The sequence below is a fragment of the Acinetobacter sp. ASP199 genome, assembly GCF_022700675.1.
In the GTDB taxonomy this organism is placed as follows: Bacteria; Pseudomonadota; Gammaproteobacteria; order Pseudomonadales; family Moraxellaceae; genus Acinetobacter.
Map to the genome: position 1 here is coordinate 870,302 of NZ_CP062182.1, position 14,628 is coordinate 884,929.

The window sequence follows — 14,628 nt, forward strand, 5'->3', positions numbered from 1 at the left end:
TTGAAAAAAAAGCTCCCTTGATGGAAGCTTTTTTGTTTCAAATATTTAAGCGATAAATGTTTAGGTTTTTGTCTTTAGACTTTGTGTCATCCCATTAATATCACCGCCCTGGATGCCTAATTCACTCATCAGGCTATCAATGAGCGGCGCCTGGCTGCGGTAACGTAGGGCACTATTTACAACCTGATCGGACAGGGCCACATTGCCCCCTTCATGATGGGCATCTGCTTGGCAAGAACCTGCAGGGTGACCGTGTAAGCCATTGACTTGAAGAATCTTAATATCATCAATGTTTTCCATAGGTTTGACACTTTCTCGGATAATTTCAGGCAGGTATTTGAGCATCGCCAGACGGATCTGCATTTCGACCTGTTCTGAAGACAGCACATTGTTGGCTTCATGCACTGCACGGGTACCTTCAGCATCGACCTGATACTGTTTCTCCATTGCCTGAGCAAGCAGGACTTTAGCATCGGCTTCACCTTTAGCTTTTAAACGAACTTTTTCAGCTTCTGCTTCAGCGGCAATACGAATGGCTTCTGCATCATCAGCTGCTGCCTGTTTACCCGCTTCAGCCGCAACCGTAATGGCAATCGCATCTTTTTCTGCCTGTTCTTTGGCAGCCACCAGTTCAACCGCTTTTTGACGCTCTGCCTGTTGAATCTGACGCACGGTTACGACTTCTTCTTCAGCTTTTACTGCTTGAGCACGGGCAAGGTCGGCTTGGGCTTTGGCTTCGGATTCGGCACGAGACTTTTCAGCAATTGCAATGGCGCGATCCTGTTCAGCCAGTTCAATGGTTTTCTTCTGTTCAACCTGAGCTTTTTGAATGATCTGTGCTTTCTGGATGTTTTCATTTTCGACATCACGGGCTGCCAGAATGCGTTTTAACTCCACTTCACGTTCAGCGGCAATACGTGCTTCCTCAGCTTCACGCTTTTTCGCGGCTTCCTGGGCTGCAATTTCAGCCAGCTGTTCAGCGCGGCGAATCGAAATTTCTCGTTCCTGTTGCAGCTTGGCATATTCTTCTTCACGGATAATCTGTAAACGTGCCTGTTCAGCTTCCAGATTTTTGGTTTTAATTGCCAGATCGGTATCCTGTTCAATATGGTTACGCTTACGGCGACGGTCTTCAATCGTTTCAGTCAGTTTTGTCAGGCCTTCGGCATCGAAAGCATTTTGCGGATTGAAATATTTAAAACCGGTTTGATCCAGACCTGTTAAAGAAACAGTTTCTAATTCAAGACCATTTTTATGCAGGTCTTCAGACACCACTTGCTGTACTTTTTGCACAAAGTCAACACGTTTCTCATGGAGCTCTTCCATTGCCATTTCAGCAGCTACAGCACGCAAAGAATCGACAAATTTGCCTTCTACTAAATTTTTCAACTCATTTGGTGACATGGTTTTCTGACCAAGTGTCTGTGCTGCTGTTGCAATTGAATCTGCAGTTGGTTTAACCCGAACATAGAATTCAGCCATGACATCGACACGCATACGGTCACGCGTAATCAGTGCCTGATCATCAGCACGGCGGACTTCCAGACGCAGGGTATTCATGTTTACAGGAATAATTTCATGCAACACAGGCAGGACCAGTGCACCACCGCCCAGAATGACTTTCTCTCCACCAAAACCGGTACGGACAAAAGAAATTTCCTTACTTGAACGACGGTAAAGGCGAGCGATGATCAGGCCAAAGGTGATCAGGCTGGCGAAAATAACCCCTGTAATGATTAAAATGTTATATAAATCAAAATTCAACATTGTTATTCGTTCTCTGTTTTAGCGTATTTAAAAATATAATTTTGGATAAAATAATAAGTATAAAGTAATAGAGAATCAGTAATTAGACTTTTATGGCCTGGAAGCCATTGCGGGTTTTATCCATTAAAATTACAGATTGGCCCTGTTTCAGGATTTCACCATTGGCAGGTTCGACCAGCACATAATGGGTATGACCATGCTGATCCTGAACTTTGGCTTGTGCAGGTGAGTTTGCACGAGCATCACCGAGGATAATGGTTGCAGTTCGGCCAATCAGCTCTTCAATATGAATTGCAGTGCTTTCATCTTTTGGCAGGATCTTTTCAGCCATTTTGGCATTGAAACGTACCAGGGGCATGCACAGGAACAGACAGGCTGGGGAAATGATCCAGCCATTAATTAATTGTCCAGTAAAGCCTTCAAATATGCCTTGAATCAACAGACCGCTTAAGCCATAGGTGGTCAGAAAAATGATCAACCAGATAAACAGGGGAAGCTGACCCAGATACAGCCAGTCAAATACCTTGCTAAAGATATTCGGGTTATTGGCGGGATGAAGCTCTACATGATGCGAGTCTTCAGGTAAAAGCTGGTCAAAAACACTTTGTGAACCGCCACCCAGAAACAGCAATATACATTCCAGCGCTGCAAACATCAGCATCAGGCTAAGACTGATGCTGAAAACAACGTTCGATGGTTCGGTAAAAAGCTCCCACATTCCTTCGGGTCTCTATCTATAATTATGTTTGGCAAAATTTGTAAGAATAATTCTTGCTTATAAAAAGATAACATTGATTATACATTTTGCAATCTAAATACACATAAAAGTGCGAGATATTAACCTTGAATAATTGTAATGCTTTGGAAGTTAGATTGAATTCTTGTATGAGTTATCAAATTATTATTTTAGGAAACAATAGCTTCGCGATTATGATAGTAATTTAATAAGTTTATGAATAGATGAAGAAAAAATTTAACTCGGTCACACTTTTATTGAAGCGCTAATCTGTATAAAACACGAGTTTAAGTCAGCGATAAAGACTTGGTTTAATTGGAAGATATCTTAATCCGTACTTTTTAAGATCTGATAGAAGGTGCGTAGTAATGACGGTGAGAAAGCCTCAAATGAACCATTTTTAAGGCTAATCCTTCCTTTCAAATAGTATAGATCTCTGATCCTGAGCTAAAGCCAATTAACCTATATCAAGGTTCTAACATCAGGGTTGCTTAAAGAGGCTAAATTGAATCGAGTTGATCGTATTTATATCGACTTTACTTTCAATTCAATTAGCCTAAGTAGAATTACAACAATGACGTCTGAATCCGTACTTTCATATCTAAAGCTTGCTGAAGAATATAGGCCTTCATCCACTGTACCTGTTCACCCATTGGATTGGTTTTCACCGCTGTATTCAGGAACTCCAGTTCAGGCTTGCTAAATAGCTGATCTTCAAGTGCCTGTTCAAGTGTCTGGCTATTTGCGGCCAAAGGCAGGGCAACCAGATAAAATGCTTTAGGATAGTTATAAAAGGCATATAAAAGGTTAAAGGCTTTCTGGTCACCTTTCAGATTACCTGCACCAATTTCATATCTCGGGTTCTGATTGCTATGTGTCAGACCAATGACATATTCAGCATTATTGTCTTGCAAGCGAACTCCAAACTGTAGACCGATCTGATCTGCAGTCAGTTCATGCTGTATATAGACATTTAAGGCATTGCCATCATCAGCAAAGGGTTCTTGTAATACCAGCATGTGTTGTTGATGCTGATAGATATAGCCAGCCAGTTTGGCCTGTTCAAGACGGGTTTTTAAAGTGTCTAAGGTATATTGAGTAAATGGCATGTCTAAATTTAGATCCATAGGTACTAGGATTACTCTAGGTGGTTTTGCAGCTGTTGGGAACAGTTAGTTTAGATGATTTATCTATGAAGTTATTGCTAAAAAATAGTGGGTTTAAAAGGTTAAATGGGCGAAAATATAGAAATTCAAAGTGTTAAAAATCATCAGATTGAATAAAACTAATAATAGATATCAGTGAAGTTTTATATGATGTTTTGATATATGGATAGCACAAAACAAGAAAACGTTATGAAAACTTAATCACTATAATGAATATAAATTTTATAAAGTGTAATAAGTACACGTGTAATACGCAGGTTGTCCATGTCATTAAATGAGGAAAGACTTACTCATCTTAAACAGCTTGAAGCTGAGAGTATTCACATCATTCGCGAAGTTGCTGCCGAGTTTGAAAACCCAGTCATGCTTTATTCGATTGGTAAAGATTCTGCGGTAATGCTGCATCTAGCATTAAAAGCGTTTTATCCTGCAAAACTTCCATTCCCGCTACTTCATGTAGACACGGGCTGGAAATTCAAAGACATGATCACCTTCCGTAACAACATGGCAAAACAACATGGTTTTGACCTGATTGTTCATCAAAATAAAGAAGGTGTAGATGCTGGTATTAACCCGTTTGATCATGGTAGTTCAAAATACACCGACATCATGAAGACTCAAGGTCTGAAACAGGCACTTGATAAGTATGGTTTCGATGCTGCCTTCGGTGGTGCACGCCGTGACGAAGAAAAGTCTCGTGCCAAGGAACGTGTGTACTCATTCCGTGACTCGAAACACCGTTGGGATCCTAAGAACCAGCGTCCAGAACTTTGGAACCTTTACAACGGTAAAGTGAACAAGGGCGAAAGTATTCGTGTATTCCCATTATCAAACTGGACTGAGCTTGATATCTGGCAATACATCTATCTAGAAAGTATTCCATTGGTTCCATTATATCTTGCTGCTGAACGCCCGGTTGTTGAGCGTGGCGGTACACTGATTATGGTGGATGATGAGCGTATGCCTTTAAAAGAAGGTGAAGTTCCACAAATGAAATCGGTACGTTTCCGTACTTTAGGTTGTTACCCATTAACGGGTGCGGTTGAATCCACTGCCAACACCTTGCCGGAAATTATCCAGGAAATGTTGCTTGCAACCAGCTCTGAGCGTCAAGGCCGTATGATTGACCATGATGAGGCAGGTTCAATGGAGAAGAAAAAGCAGGAAGGCTATTTCTAATCTCTCCCGACCTCTCTTTTTAAAAGAGAGGAGATTTTCCCCCTTTATCAAAGGGGGACACAGGGGGATTCCAAAACCGATTTCTTAAGCATTTGTGGAGTTTGAGCGATGTCTCATCAATCTGAATTAATCAGCCAGGATATCCTGAGCTATTTAAAACAACATGAAAATAAAGACTTACTGCGTTTCTTGACTTGCGGTAACGTGGATGATGGTAAATCTACTTTAATCGGTCGTTTGCTTTACGATTCAAAACTGATTTATGAAGATCAATTGCAAGCCGTAACTCGTGACTCTAAAAAAGTTGGTACCACTGGTGATGCACCTGACCTGGCTTTGCTGGTAGATGGCCTGCAAGCTGAACGTGAGCAGGGGATTACCATTGATGTCGCTTACCGTTATTTCTCTACTGAAAAACGTAAGTTCATCATCGCGGATACTCCGGGACATGAGCAATATACCCGTAACATGGCGACAGGTGCGTCTACTGCGGATCTTGCGATTATCCTGATCGATGCACGTTATGGCGTACAGACTCAGACTCGCCGTCACAGCTTTATCGCCAGCCTGCTGGGTATTAAGAACATTATTGTTGCGATCAACAAAATGGACCTGGTGGAATTCTCTGAAGCTCGCTTCAACGAGATCAAGGCAGACTATACTGACTTCGTGAACCAGTTAGGTGACCGTACGCCAGCGAACATTATCTTCACGCCGATTTCTGCCCTGAATGGCGATAACGTGGTGAACAAGTCTGAAAATACGCCGTGGTATACAGGCCAGACCCTGATGGGTACTTTGGAAACTGTTGAAATTACCCACAGCGTAGATAAAGAAGAATTCCGTTTCCCGGTTCAGTATGTTAACCGTCCTAACCTCGATTTCCGTGGTTTCTGCGGTACTGTAGCGCTGGGTGAAGTGGCTGTAGGTGATGAGATTGTTGCATTACCATCAGGCAAGAAATCTACTGTTAAGGAAATTGTGACTTTTGATGGCAATTTGCCACGTGCATTTGCGGGTCAGGCAGTGACTTTAACCTTGAACGATGAGATTGATATTTCTCGCGGCAACATGCTGGTTAAAGCGGGTGATCAGCCTTTAGCTTCACGTTCGGTTCGTGCTTCTGTGGTATGGATGAATGACCAGCCATTGGTTAAAGGTAAGCTGTACAACGTTAAGCTGGGTACGCAAACGGTTCCTGCAAAAGTTGCAGAGATCAACTACCGTGTAAACGTAAATACACTTGAGAAATCTCAGGTAGAGCAGCTGGATCTGAACGCCATTGCTGATGTTCAAATCGAATTTGATGCACCAGTGGTATTCGACCGTTACCGTGAAAGCCGTCATACTGGTTCGTTTATCTTCATTGACCGTTTAAGCAACGTCACTGTTGGTGCGGGCATGATTGAAGATGCAATCGAATGGATAGCACATGCTAATCCTGTGACTGCTGAAGACCGTGCTGCACGTTTAGGTCAAAAACCAGCTGCGGTATCTGTATCTGCTAAAGCGCTTGAAAATGCTCAAGCACTTGAAAGCCTGCTGATCCAGCAAGGTGTTGTTGCGATTGCGAAAGCAGGTCTTTCAGTTGATCAAGTTGTGCTGGTCCGTGAAACTGGTGTGGTTGTAGTCACCGATGCAACTGAAGGTACAGATGTTACTTTTGCTCAGGAATCTGCTGAAGAACTTGCTGAGAAAATTGTGGAATTGGTTCGTCTGTAAGACTGAGCAAGTTCTAAGAAAACCCGCTGAAAGGCGGGTTTTTATTCATAATAAAAACAAATAGGGTAAAATGCTAAACAAAATACTAGCTAATGCAAGAGGGTGTTTGTGTCAAATATTTCATCTAAAGACTTAAAATTAACAAGCGTTATTCATGATATTTATGATGGTGATTATAAATTGCCTGAGTTTCAGCGTGACTATGTTTGGAAAGATCAAAATATCAAAAGTTTATTTGAATCTGTATTGTTGGGACATCCTATTGGTTCGCTATTAATACTTGAACTTAATAAAGAAAATCCTTTATTTGCATGGAGTTATTTCCATGAAATTTTTCCAGAGGATTCGGAAAAACCTCCTAAATTTCTAGTTCTGGATGGTCAACAGAGACTTACTTCATTAAGTAAATTGACTAATGGGACCTCTAAGCATATTTGGTATCTAGATTTAAAGAAAATCAAGGAAAGTTGGGTAAATGAGGGAATGCCTAAAGATGATTTTGCAATACGAAAATGGATAGATACGAGTATTGATATAGCATCAGCATTAACAAAGCTAAAAAAGCAAGATGATATTTTAAAAGGGCTTAGAGGTAAGTCTAGTCGATTGATGCCATTAAATATATTGAAAAATAAGACAATATTTTCTAATGAAATAAATACTGTTAGAGATCAAATTAAAGAAGAAATTATAGAACAACAGACTTTAATTAAATATCACTCAAAATTGAATGTTCAAGAATCTATCGAGCAGTTGGAGAAAGAGATAGTTGTAAATAATGAATGGGTTGATTTTTTATCTGCACCACTCATGAGAATATTTGATAATTATTATGATTATAATGTTCCTTGTGTACTTATTTCAGAGAAAATGGGTATAACAGGTATTTGTAAGGTATTTACTAAAATGAATACCACGGGTGTTCGATTGGGTGCTTTCGATTTGCTTGTGGCAACAATGTATCCGAAGAATATCCCAATAAAGCAAATGTTTGATGAGGTTATGGAAAACTATGAATATATTAGAGTGGTAGATCAAAATAATAAAAGATATTTATTACAAACTATAGCGTTATTTGAGGGTGTAAGTCCTAAAACTGTTTCATTACCAGAAGTCATTACTAAACCGCATATTGAAAATACTTGGAATAAGGCATGCGAAGCTTTGAATCATATCTGTGTGCTTTTAGATGAGTATTGTGGTTCATGCATTTCTATTGGAAAAGATACTTGGCTAGTATATAGCCCTCTTTTAGCACCGGTAGCTGTAATTTTGGAAGAGTTTCCGATAATAGATAAAACTAATTCCTTAAAGTTGTTAAGGAAGCAAAAATTACAAGCTTGGTACTTTGGAGCTGGACTTACTCAAAGATATGGGGAGGGATCTGATGCAAAACAAAATCAAGATTTGCGGGATATGCGAATTTGGTTCGATTCGCCTACCTTTAATGATGGTATGCCTCTATGGTTAAAAGAGGTCTCAGTAGATTTTAGCGAAGCATATAAAAATGGTGCCTTAGGGAAGACAATAGTCTCTATGCTTAATTTGAAACAACCTAAAGATTTCTATGATGTAGATAGAGTGGTTGGCGCAAATGCTAAACATAGCTGCGATTTACACCATATTTTTCCAAAAGCAGCACTTCGAAACAAAATCATGCACGAGAGAGGAATTAGAAATAAAGATGAAGCAGATAAGATTTTAAAAAGAGATTATCAGGTTGATTCTATATTTAATCAGACTTGGATTCTTTCTGATACGAACAGGGATATTATTAAAGATAGACTTCCATCGCAATATTTGAAGGATATTATGTCTTTTTTTGGTGAGGGTGATCATGCTAGACAAAAACTACTTAATATTTTAGAGGGGCATGTTATAAGTGAAAAAGCTCTTGATTTTTTGATGAAAGATGATTATTTGAGTTTCCTAGAGGAACGTAAATTGAGTTTTAAATTTGAATTTAGAACAACTGGCTCTGTCCATAATCTGGTTTAAAACTTATATTTGATTTATTATTTAAACCCTAATAAGATATATCTTAATTAAATTTAAGATATATCTTATCTATGTCAAAAACTCCTCATTCTGTTCTAACAGAAGAACAAGAGAACTCTCCCAAGCCTCGCAAACGCCTGTTTGAAGCTGGCGAAATGAAACTGCTGGTGCTGCATTTTATTGCCCAGGCACCCAAGTTTAGCTATGACATTATTAAAGAAGTGGCTGCTCTGGTCGGAGGGAACTATAAGCCGAGTACCGGCACGATCTGCCCAACCATCAGTTATTTGGAAGAACAGCAATATACACAAGTGACTATCAGTGCTGATGAACGCAAGCAGTATCATATTACTGACCAAGGTCAGGTACATCTCAAAGAACATCAGCAAACCTTAGAAAAGGTACTAGACCGTTTTAATACGCGCAAACAAATTCAATCGAATGAACAGTATGTCGATATTAAGCACGCGATGGAAAACTTAAAGACCTCCCTGCGCTTAAAGATTCAACATAGCGAACTTAATCAAATCCAAGTACGTGAAATTGCAGAACAGATTGACCAGGCAGCAATAAACATCACACGTCTGTAATTCGGTTTACGATTTAAAAATTAGGTAAAATGATGAAAAAGATAGTTCCCAAATTTCATGCCAAACACTTGAACTGGCTCATGCCTTTAATCCTTTCTGGCATTATGAGTGGCGCAATTTCCTGTTTTAACATGCTACTGAACAAAGGCTGGAGTGATCAGTTTATCTCATTGTGGCTGCATGCCTGGAGCATGTCATGGCTGATGGCATTTCCACTGATTCTAGTAGTACTGCCACTGGTACGAAAATTCCTGATGCAGTTTGTACAGATGCCGGATCAATCTACCAAATAGGGGATTGGTCTGCTTGCATCAGTTAGATGATTCATCCAGTACTTGAGCCAGAATGGCTTTCATTTCGGTCAGACTTTTTACACCAGCAATACGATGAATAATGTGTCCCTTGTTGAAAATCAGGGTAGAGGGCAGGCCATAAACATTGTAGCGTAAGGTTAGAATCGGTGACTGGTCAACATTGATCTTGCCGAATTTGATGTCTGGTTTTTGCCCGGCATAATGCGCTGCCAATTGTTCAAATACAGGAAAGTTTTGAACACATGGCTTGCACCAGTCGGCATAGAAGCGAATCATGGCAAAGCCTTCAAACCATTCGAAGTCACTGTAATTATCTTCATTATAGGCGATGACTGCTGACATCAGTTTGCTCTCATAATTTCTAAATCAAGACTTGAACCAGCTCATGCTGAGCTCTGCCTGACCGGTATTGTGGTCGATCCCTTGATGGATCATCTTAAAACCATGTTTCTGGTAAAAATGAACGGCTGGGGTATTTGCAGTATAGACATTTAAATGTAGCTGCTCACATTGCTGTTTCAGGAAATCCAGCAGACGCGCGCCATAACCTTTGCCCTGCTGGTCAGGATGAATAAACAGTGCAGCCAGTACCTGCTCTGATCTTAGCAGTGAAGCAAAACCCTGAACTGTATGATTTTCTTTAATCACATAATTCTCAGCAAGAGGCAGATACAGATCATGCATCGGAAGCAGCTGTTGTTCCCAATATATTGCGGGAATAAAGGCATGCGCCTGTAGGGAGGCATTTAGCCAGATGTCTAGAATAGGATGGATATCTTCTGTTTCAGCTTTTTGAATGATGATCATGTGCTGGGTAATATCAATTTATAAAATGCTCAAAGGATTATACATAAGTCCATTAGCCTTCAATCCATAAGCGTTCTATGTTCAAATAAGTTCAAGAGAGATAAAACATCAATGTTAGGGAAACAATCCATGTCGCAACAGAACATGCAACACGTCATCATTACGGAACCGGGCGGAGTAGATAAGCTCGCTTATGAAACAGTTGCTATTCCTGAACCAAAAGCTGACGAGGTGCTGGTCAAGGTTCATGCCTTCGGGATTAACCGTCCGGATATCTTGCAGCGTCAGGGCCTGTACCCGATGCCAAAAGGGGTAACTCCTGTTCCAGGTCTGGAAGTGGCTGGTGAAGTAGTTGCAGTTGGAAGTGATGTAAGCCAGTTTAAAGTCGGGGACAAGGTGTGTGGCCTGACCAATGGTGGTGGTTATGCAGAATATTGCGTCGTACCTGAAAGCCAGACTTTGAATATTCCTGAAGGCGTAAGTTTTGTGCAGGCTGCAGCGATTCCTGAAACCTTCTTTACGGTGTGGGCAAATGTGTTCCAGATGGGTAAAGCCAAAGCAGGAGAAACGGTACTGGTACATGGTGGGACTAGCGGGATTGGAACTACTGCACTCAGGCTGTGTAAATCATTGGGTATTCAAACCTTTGCCACAGCAGGGAGTGATGAAAAAATCCAGGCGATTGCACATCTGACTACAGGAATTAATTACAAGACTCAGGACTTTGAGCAGGTGATTAATGAAGCGACGGATAATGCTGGTGTCGATGTGATTCTGGATATGGTGGGTGCACCTTATCTGGAGAAAAACCTGAATCTGTTACGCCGTGATGGTCGTCTGGTATATATCGCATTTTTGGGCGGTGCCAAGGCCAAAGACGTGAAGCTTGGTCAGATCATGATGAAGCGTTTGACCATTACCGGTTCAACCATGCGTGCACGTAACACGGCGGAAAAAGCGGAAATTGCACAAGGTTTGAAAGAACATGTGGCACCTTTATGGGCAAAAGGGGAATGCTTGCCAATGATTTATAAGACCTTTAAGTTTGACCAGATTCAGGATGCACATGCAGCTATGGATACAGGTGAGCATATCGGAAAGGTTGTGGTAGAAGTGATCTAGTTCACATATTATTAAAATACTTAAAGAGAATGAAATCTAATGATTTTATTCTCTTTTTTTTTGCAAAAACTGACACCCTGTGTCAGTTTGTAGCAATACAATAACAGCTGAGATTCATGGTATTTAAACTTGAAAGAAAACATACTTATTTATGTGAAAGTTTATCTAAAATCTTAATTTTATAAAAATATATAAATAACAATAACTTATGTGTTTTATTGGGAGCTTGTTTTATTCATTCCGATAAACGGTAGTTATATTTTTGAATTTTGATTAAAAAATGGTCAGGTTTTTGCAATTAAGTTATTGAAGCTGTTTATCCAACAGTCACCTTGTTCTCCTTTATCCAAGAGAGTAATAGCGATGATGATTGCAAAAGGACCATTTAAACGGGTCCATCAAACTCGGGCATTAGCACAAGTGATTCAGGCCAGATTATTTAACCGGGTCACTACACAGCAGGCTAAAACTTTTTATTTAGCATTATTGAATCTTGAAAGTTACATGACCAAATTGTCTAGGCGTAAACGTAAACGCCGTTAGGCTGATTGAAACTATGTTCCAATAAAACAAGGTAAATCTATTTTATTGATTTCGGCTGTAGATAGATTTCACCAAATTTCAGGCATAAAAAAACCAGCTTTCGCTGGGTTCTTTATTTGCACCATCTTCAGTAGTAGAAGAATGGTGCCCGAGGCCAGACTCGAACTGGCACGCTTTGTGGGCGGGGGATTTTAAATCCCCTGTGTCTACCGATTTCACCACTCGGGCTTTAACAAGATGGAGGCGGAGGTCGGAATCGAACCGGCGTCCACGGAGTTGCAGTCCGCTGCATGACCACTCTGCCACCCCGCCGCGTCTTGTTGATGCGTATATTATCAAGCTCTGAAAAAAAAACAATAGTGTATTCATTCATATGCGCATAAAAGCAGCATATGGCGGAAAATATTCAGAATAATCATGTAGAATGTGCAAAATTGATTCATACCAACACTTGGGAGAAGTGCCGTGGCATTAGTTCTAGACGGTCGTGCATTGGCGAAGCAAATTGAAGCTGACTTGTTAACTCGCGTGGAAGCGCTGAAAGCAAAATCAGGTCGTACTCCAATTCTTGCGACGATTTTAGTAGGTGACGATGGTGCATCTGCAACTTATGTTCGTATGAAAGGCAATGCTTGCCGTCGTGTTGGTATGGATTCATTGAAAGTTGAGCTTCCAAAAGAAACCACAACTGAACAACTTCTTGCAGAAATTGAAAAATTAAATGCTAATCCAGATGTTCACGGTATTCTTTTACAGCACCCAGTGCCTGCTCAAATCGATGAGCGTGCGTGTTTCGATGCGATCTCGCTTGCAAAAGACGTTGATGGTGTAACTTGCCTTGGTTACGGCCGTATGGCAATGGGCGAGGCGGCTTATGGTTCTGCAACACCAGCAGGCATCATGACGATTTTGAAAGAAAACAACATTGAAATTGCAGGTAAACATGCTGTTGTTGTGGGCCGTTCTGCAATTCTGGGCAAACCAATGGCTGCAATGCTGCTTGAAGCAAATGCAACTGTGACGATTTGCCATTCACGTACGCAAGATCTTGCAAGCTTTGTAAAACAAGCTGACATCATTGTGGGTGCTGTAGGTAAAGCTGAACTGATTCAAAAAGACTGGATTAAACCAGGTGCTGTGGTTGTAGATGCTGGTTTCCATCCACGTGATGGCGGTGGTGTAGGTGATATCCAATTAGAAGGGATCGAAGAAATCGCTTCTGCGTATACACCAGTTCCAGGTGGCGTAGGTCCAATGACCATCACAACATTGATTCGTCAAACGGTTGAAGCTGCTGAGAAAGCGCTAGGTTAATCAGTAGACCTCTCCCTAACCCTCTCCTAAAAGGAGAGGGGAAATCTATTATAAAAATAATGGATGCTCCTTCTCCCTTTGGGAGAAGGTTGGGATGAGGGTAAGACTTCAAGAATTCCTCTGACATATATAAAATATAAAAAACCCCATGAGCTGTACCTTCCAATTTACTAAAGCACCTGAACATCTATTAAAAGCTTTACATGATGTGATTCCACAGTGTGAATTACACGCGCAGCAGTTGCCTGAAACACCTATATCACTTTGGCTTATTCCACCCGTATTCCCAACCGATAAACTGGATGATGAAGTCATTCGTCGCATCTGGAATGATACGCCGTATTGGATTTTTTGCTGGGCTTCAGGATTAGCGATGGCACAGTGGCTTTTGGCTGAACCACAGCATGTCAAAGATAAAGTGGTCTTGGATTTCGGTGCAGGTTCAGGGGTAGTCGCAATTGCTGCGAAAATGGCAGGGGCTAAACGTGTCATTTGTTGTGATATCGATCAGGTCAGTCTAGATGCTTGTCGTGCCAATGCTGAATTAAATAACGTTGAGTTAGAATATCTTGATGATCTTTATAAAGCAGAACAAGTCGATATTTTATTGGCAGCAGATGTGCTTTATGACCAATGCAACCGTTTTTTCTTGGATGAATTCTTGAAATTTGCGCCAGAAGTTTGGGTTGCAGACAGCCGAGTGAAAAACTTTAGCCATCCTAAATATGAAAAACTGGATGAACGCAGTGCGACGACCTGGCCAGATCTGGATGAATCACCCGAATTTCGTAATGTCAGTTTTTATAAAACACTTTGAAGAGGCGAATAAAAAAGGGCATTAAGCCCTTTTTTATTGTGTATTTGAGTAAGTAATTAAGTATCAAGAACAAGTATAACGAATAACGCGCATGGTCGTAGGGCGGGCTTCTAAGGCTTCGCGCGCGCCAGGATTTTCACTATTATGTAGATCAGGCGTATTGCTTAAGCTGATTTGCGTACGGCTATTACCCAGTTGACGGCCATAGTTTTCCTGCTCTGCAATTGGAGTAGAAATTTCATTCGTGCTTAAAATCTGGATATTGTAAGTTTTAGAATTTCCTAAAACCTGTCTGCAAGCGGCTTGTAGACGGTTTTCATCCTGGCTCAGTCGTCCTGAAAGTGTATAGCTCAAAGTCGCAGTATTGCCTGAACGCTCCAGAATCTCATAGCCACTTTGTCCATTAAATTGATGGGGTGTGGTCTGACATGCACCCAGTACAAAACTACTGGCAGCTACAGCTAAAATTACTGTTGTTCTTTTCATATTTATATTTCCTAAAGTCTTGGCTTAAGTATGCCATATTTTGCTCAAGCTGCTGCTCTGGTCAATT

General features: G+C 40.8%; 15 protein-coding genes and 2 tRNA genes. 9 read left to right on the forward strand and 8 right to left on the reverse strand.

The features are described 5' to 3' along the window. Positions 1-60 precede the first annotated feature (60 nt). From IHE35_RS04030 to IHE35_RS04040, 3 genes are all read right to left on the reverse strand, one after another. Positions 61-1,767: a flotillin family protein gene (locus IHE35_RS04030; RefSeq protein WP_242789411.1), complete on the reverse strand. Its 1,707-nt coding sequence runs from the start codon at positions 1,765-1,767 to the stop codon at positions 61-63. An 82-nt stretch (positions 1,768-1,849) separates the two neighbouring features. Beyond that, complete coding sequence (locus IHE35_RS04035; protein WP_242789412.1) at positions 1,850-2,485, reverse strand: YqiJ family protein; 636 nt, start codon at positions 2,483-2,485, stop codon at positions 1,850-1,852. Between the two features lie 584 nt (positions 2,486-3,069). Continuing rightward, positions 3,070-3,612 carry a hypothetical protein gene (locus tag IHE35_RS04040; RefSeq protein WP_242789413.1) on the reverse strand — a complete coding sequence of 181 codons (543 nt, stop codon included), beginning with the start codon at positions 3,610-3,612 and terminating at the stop codon, positions 3,070-3,072. A gap of 321 nt (positions 3,613-3,933) precedes the next feature. On the opposite strand from IHE35_RS04040, the gene cysD reads away from it, so the two are divergent. The 5 genes from cysD to IHE35_RS04065 all read left to right on the forward strand — a co-directional run bounded on the left by cysD (position 3,934) and on the right by IHE35_RS04065 (position 9,451). After that, positions 3,934-4,848, forward strand: coding sequence for a sulfate adenylyltransferase subunit CysD (gene cysD / locus IHE35_RS04045; RefSeq protein WP_242789414.1), 915 nt, complete (start codon positions 3,934-3,936; stop codon positions 4,846-4,848). A 108-nt stretch (positions 4,849-4,956) separates the two neighbouring features. Next, entirely contained in the window at positions 4,957-6,570 is a 1,614-nt protein-coding gene (gene cysN, locus IHE35_RS04050) for a sulfate adenylyltransferase subunit CysN (RefSeq protein ID WP_242789415.1), read from the forward strand. A gap of 108 nt (positions 6,571-6,678) precedes the next feature. Then, positions 6,679-8,568: a DUF262 domain-containing protein gene (locus IHE35_RS04055; RefSeq protein WP_242789416.1), complete on the forward strand. Its 1,890-nt coding sequence runs from the start codon at positions 6,679-6,681 to the stop codon at positions 8,566-8,568. A 71-nt stretch (positions 8,569-8,639) separates the two neighbouring features. Beyond that, a complete protein-coding gene (locus tag IHE35_RS04060) occupies positions 8,640-9,158 on the forward strand; it encodes a PadR family transcriptional regulator (protein ID WP_242789417.1) in 519 nt (172 codons plus the stop codon). A gap of 32 nt (positions 9,159-9,190) precedes the next feature. Continuing rightward, the gene (locus IHE35_RS04065; protein WP_242789951.1) at positions 9,191-9,451 is read left to right on the forward strand and encodes a DUF2798 domain-containing protein; all 261 of its coding nucleotides are present in this window, start codon (positions 9,191-9,193) and stop codon (positions 9,449-9,451) included. Between the two features lie 18 nt (positions 9,452-9,469). Here the strand turns inward: IHE35_RS04065 and IHE35_RS04070 are convergent, their stop codons facing one another. Together IHE35_RS04070 and IHE35_RS04075 are read right to left on the reverse strand one after the other, a co-directional pair. Further along, positions 9,470-9,814 carry a thioredoxin family protein gene (locus IHE35_RS04070; RefSeq protein ID WP_242789418.1) on the reverse strand — a complete coding sequence of 115 codons (345 nt, stop codon included), beginning with the start codon at positions 9,812-9,814 and terminating at the stop codon, positions 9,470-9,472. 24 nt (positions 9,815-9,838) lie between these two features. Then, positions 9,839-10,279 (reverse strand): N-acetyltransferase, encoded by a 441-nt coding sequence (locus tag IHE35_RS04075; protein WP_242789419.1) that lies wholly within the window; start codon positions 10,277-10,279, stop codon positions 9,839-9,841. 129 nt (positions 10,280-10,408) lie between these two features. On the opposite strand from IHE35_RS04075, the gene IHE35_RS04080 reads away from it, so the two are divergent. Together IHE35_RS04080 and IHE35_RS04085 are read left to right on the forward strand one after the other, a co-directional pair. Continuing rightward, positions 10,409-11,401: an NAD(P)H-quinone oxidoreductase gene (locus tag IHE35_RS04080; RefSeq protein ID WP_242789420.1), complete on the forward strand. Its 993-nt coding sequence runs from the start codon at positions 10,409-10,411 to the stop codon at positions 11,399-11,401. A gap of 363 nt (positions 11,402-11,764) precedes the next feature. After that, positions 11,765-11,944, forward strand: coding sequence for a hypothetical protein (locus IHE35_RS04085; RefSeq protein ID WP_242789421.1), 180 nt, complete (start codon positions 11,765-11,767; stop codon positions 11,942-11,944). 142 nt (positions 11,945-12,086) lie between these two features. Here the strand turns inward: IHE35_RS04085 and IHE35_RS04090 are convergent. Next, a tRNA-Leu gene (locus IHE35_RS04090) sits at positions 12,087-12,172 on the reverse strand. A 10-nt stretch (positions 12,173-12,182) separates the two neighbouring features. After that, positions 12,183-12,256, reverse strand: a tRNA-Cys gene (locus tag IHE35_RS04095). A gap of 153 nt (positions 12,257-12,409) precedes the next feature. On the opposite strand from IHE35_RS04095, the gene folD reads away from it, so the two are divergent. Together folD and IHE35_RS04105 are read left to right on the forward strand one after the other, a co-directional pair. Continuing rightward, positions 12,410-13,258 (forward strand): bifunctional methylenetetrahydrofolate dehydrogenase/methenyltetrahydrofolate cyclohydrolase FolD, encoded by an 849-nt coding sequence (gene folD, locus IHE35_RS04100; RefSeq protein ID WP_242789422.1) that lies wholly within the window; start codon positions 12,410-12,412, stop codon positions 13,256-13,258. Between the two features lie 148 nt (positions 13,259-13,406). After that, positions 13,407-14,075, forward strand: coding sequence for a 50S ribosomal protein L11 methyltransferase (locus IHE35_RS04105; RefSeq protein ID WP_242789423.1), 669 nt, complete (start codon positions 13,407-13,409; stop codon positions 14,073-14,075). Between the two features lie 63 nt (positions 14,076-14,138). On the opposite strand, the gene IHE35_RS04110 is transcribed toward IHE35_RS04105, so the two are convergent. Further along, on the reverse strand, positions 14,139-14,561 hold the full coding sequence (locus tag IHE35_RS04110) for a hypothetical protein (RefSeq protein ID WP_242789424.1): 423 nt from the start codon (positions 14,559-14,561) through the stop codon (positions 14,139-14,141). Positions 14,562-14,628: the final 67 nt, after the last annotated feature.

Coding starts and splice junctions, on each gene's coding strand:
- IHE35_RS04075 (WP_242789419.1), bottom strand. CDS start 10,279: ATGATCATCATTCAAAAAGCTGAAACAGAAGATATCCATCCTATTCTA.
- IHE35_RS04060 (WP_242789417.1), top strand. CDS start 8,640: ATGTCAAAAACTCCTCATTCTGTTCTAACAGAAGAACAAGAGAACTCT.
- IHE35_RS04080 (WP_242789420.1), top strand. CDS start 10,409: ATGTCGCAACAGAACATGCAACACGTCATCATTACGGAACCGGGCGGA.
- cysN (WP_242789415.1), top strand. CDS start 4,957: ATGTCTCATCAATCTGAATTAATCAGCCAGGATATCCTGAGCTATTTA.
- IHE35_RS04085 (WP_242789421.1), top strand. CDS start 11,765: ATGATGATTGCAAAAGGACCATTTAAACGGGTCCATCAAACTCGGGCA.
- cysD (WP_242789414.1), top strand. CDS start 3,934: ATGTCATTAAATGAGGAAAGACTTACTCATCTTAAACAGCTTGAAGCT.
- IHE35_RS04035 (WP_242789412.1), bottom strand. CDS start 2,485: ATGTGGGAGCTTTTTACCGAACCATCGAACGTTGTTTTCAGCATCAGT.
- IHE35_RS04110 (WP_242789424.1), bottom strand. CDS start 14,561: ATGAAAAGAACAACAGTAATTTTAGCTGTAGCTGCCAGTAGTTTTGTA.
- IHE35_RS04105 (WP_242789423.1), top strand. CDS start 13,407: ATGAGCTGTACCTTCCAATTTACTAAAGCACCTGAACATCTATTAAAA.
- IHE35_RS04065 (WP_242789951.1), top strand. CDS start 9,191: ATGAAAAAGATAGTTCCCAAATTTCATGCCAAACACTTGAACTGGCTC.
- IHE35_RS04030 (WP_242789411.1), bottom strand. CDS start 1,767: ATGTTGAATTTTGATTTATATAACATTTTAATCATTACAGGGGTTATT.
- IHE35_RS04070 (WP_242789418.1), bottom strand. CDS start 9,814: ATGTCAGCAGTCATCGCCTATAATGAAGATAATTACAGTGACTTCGAA.
- IHE35_RS04040 (WP_242789413.1), bottom strand. CDS start 3,612: ATGCCATTTACTCAATATACCTTAGACACTTTAAAAACCCGTCTTGAA.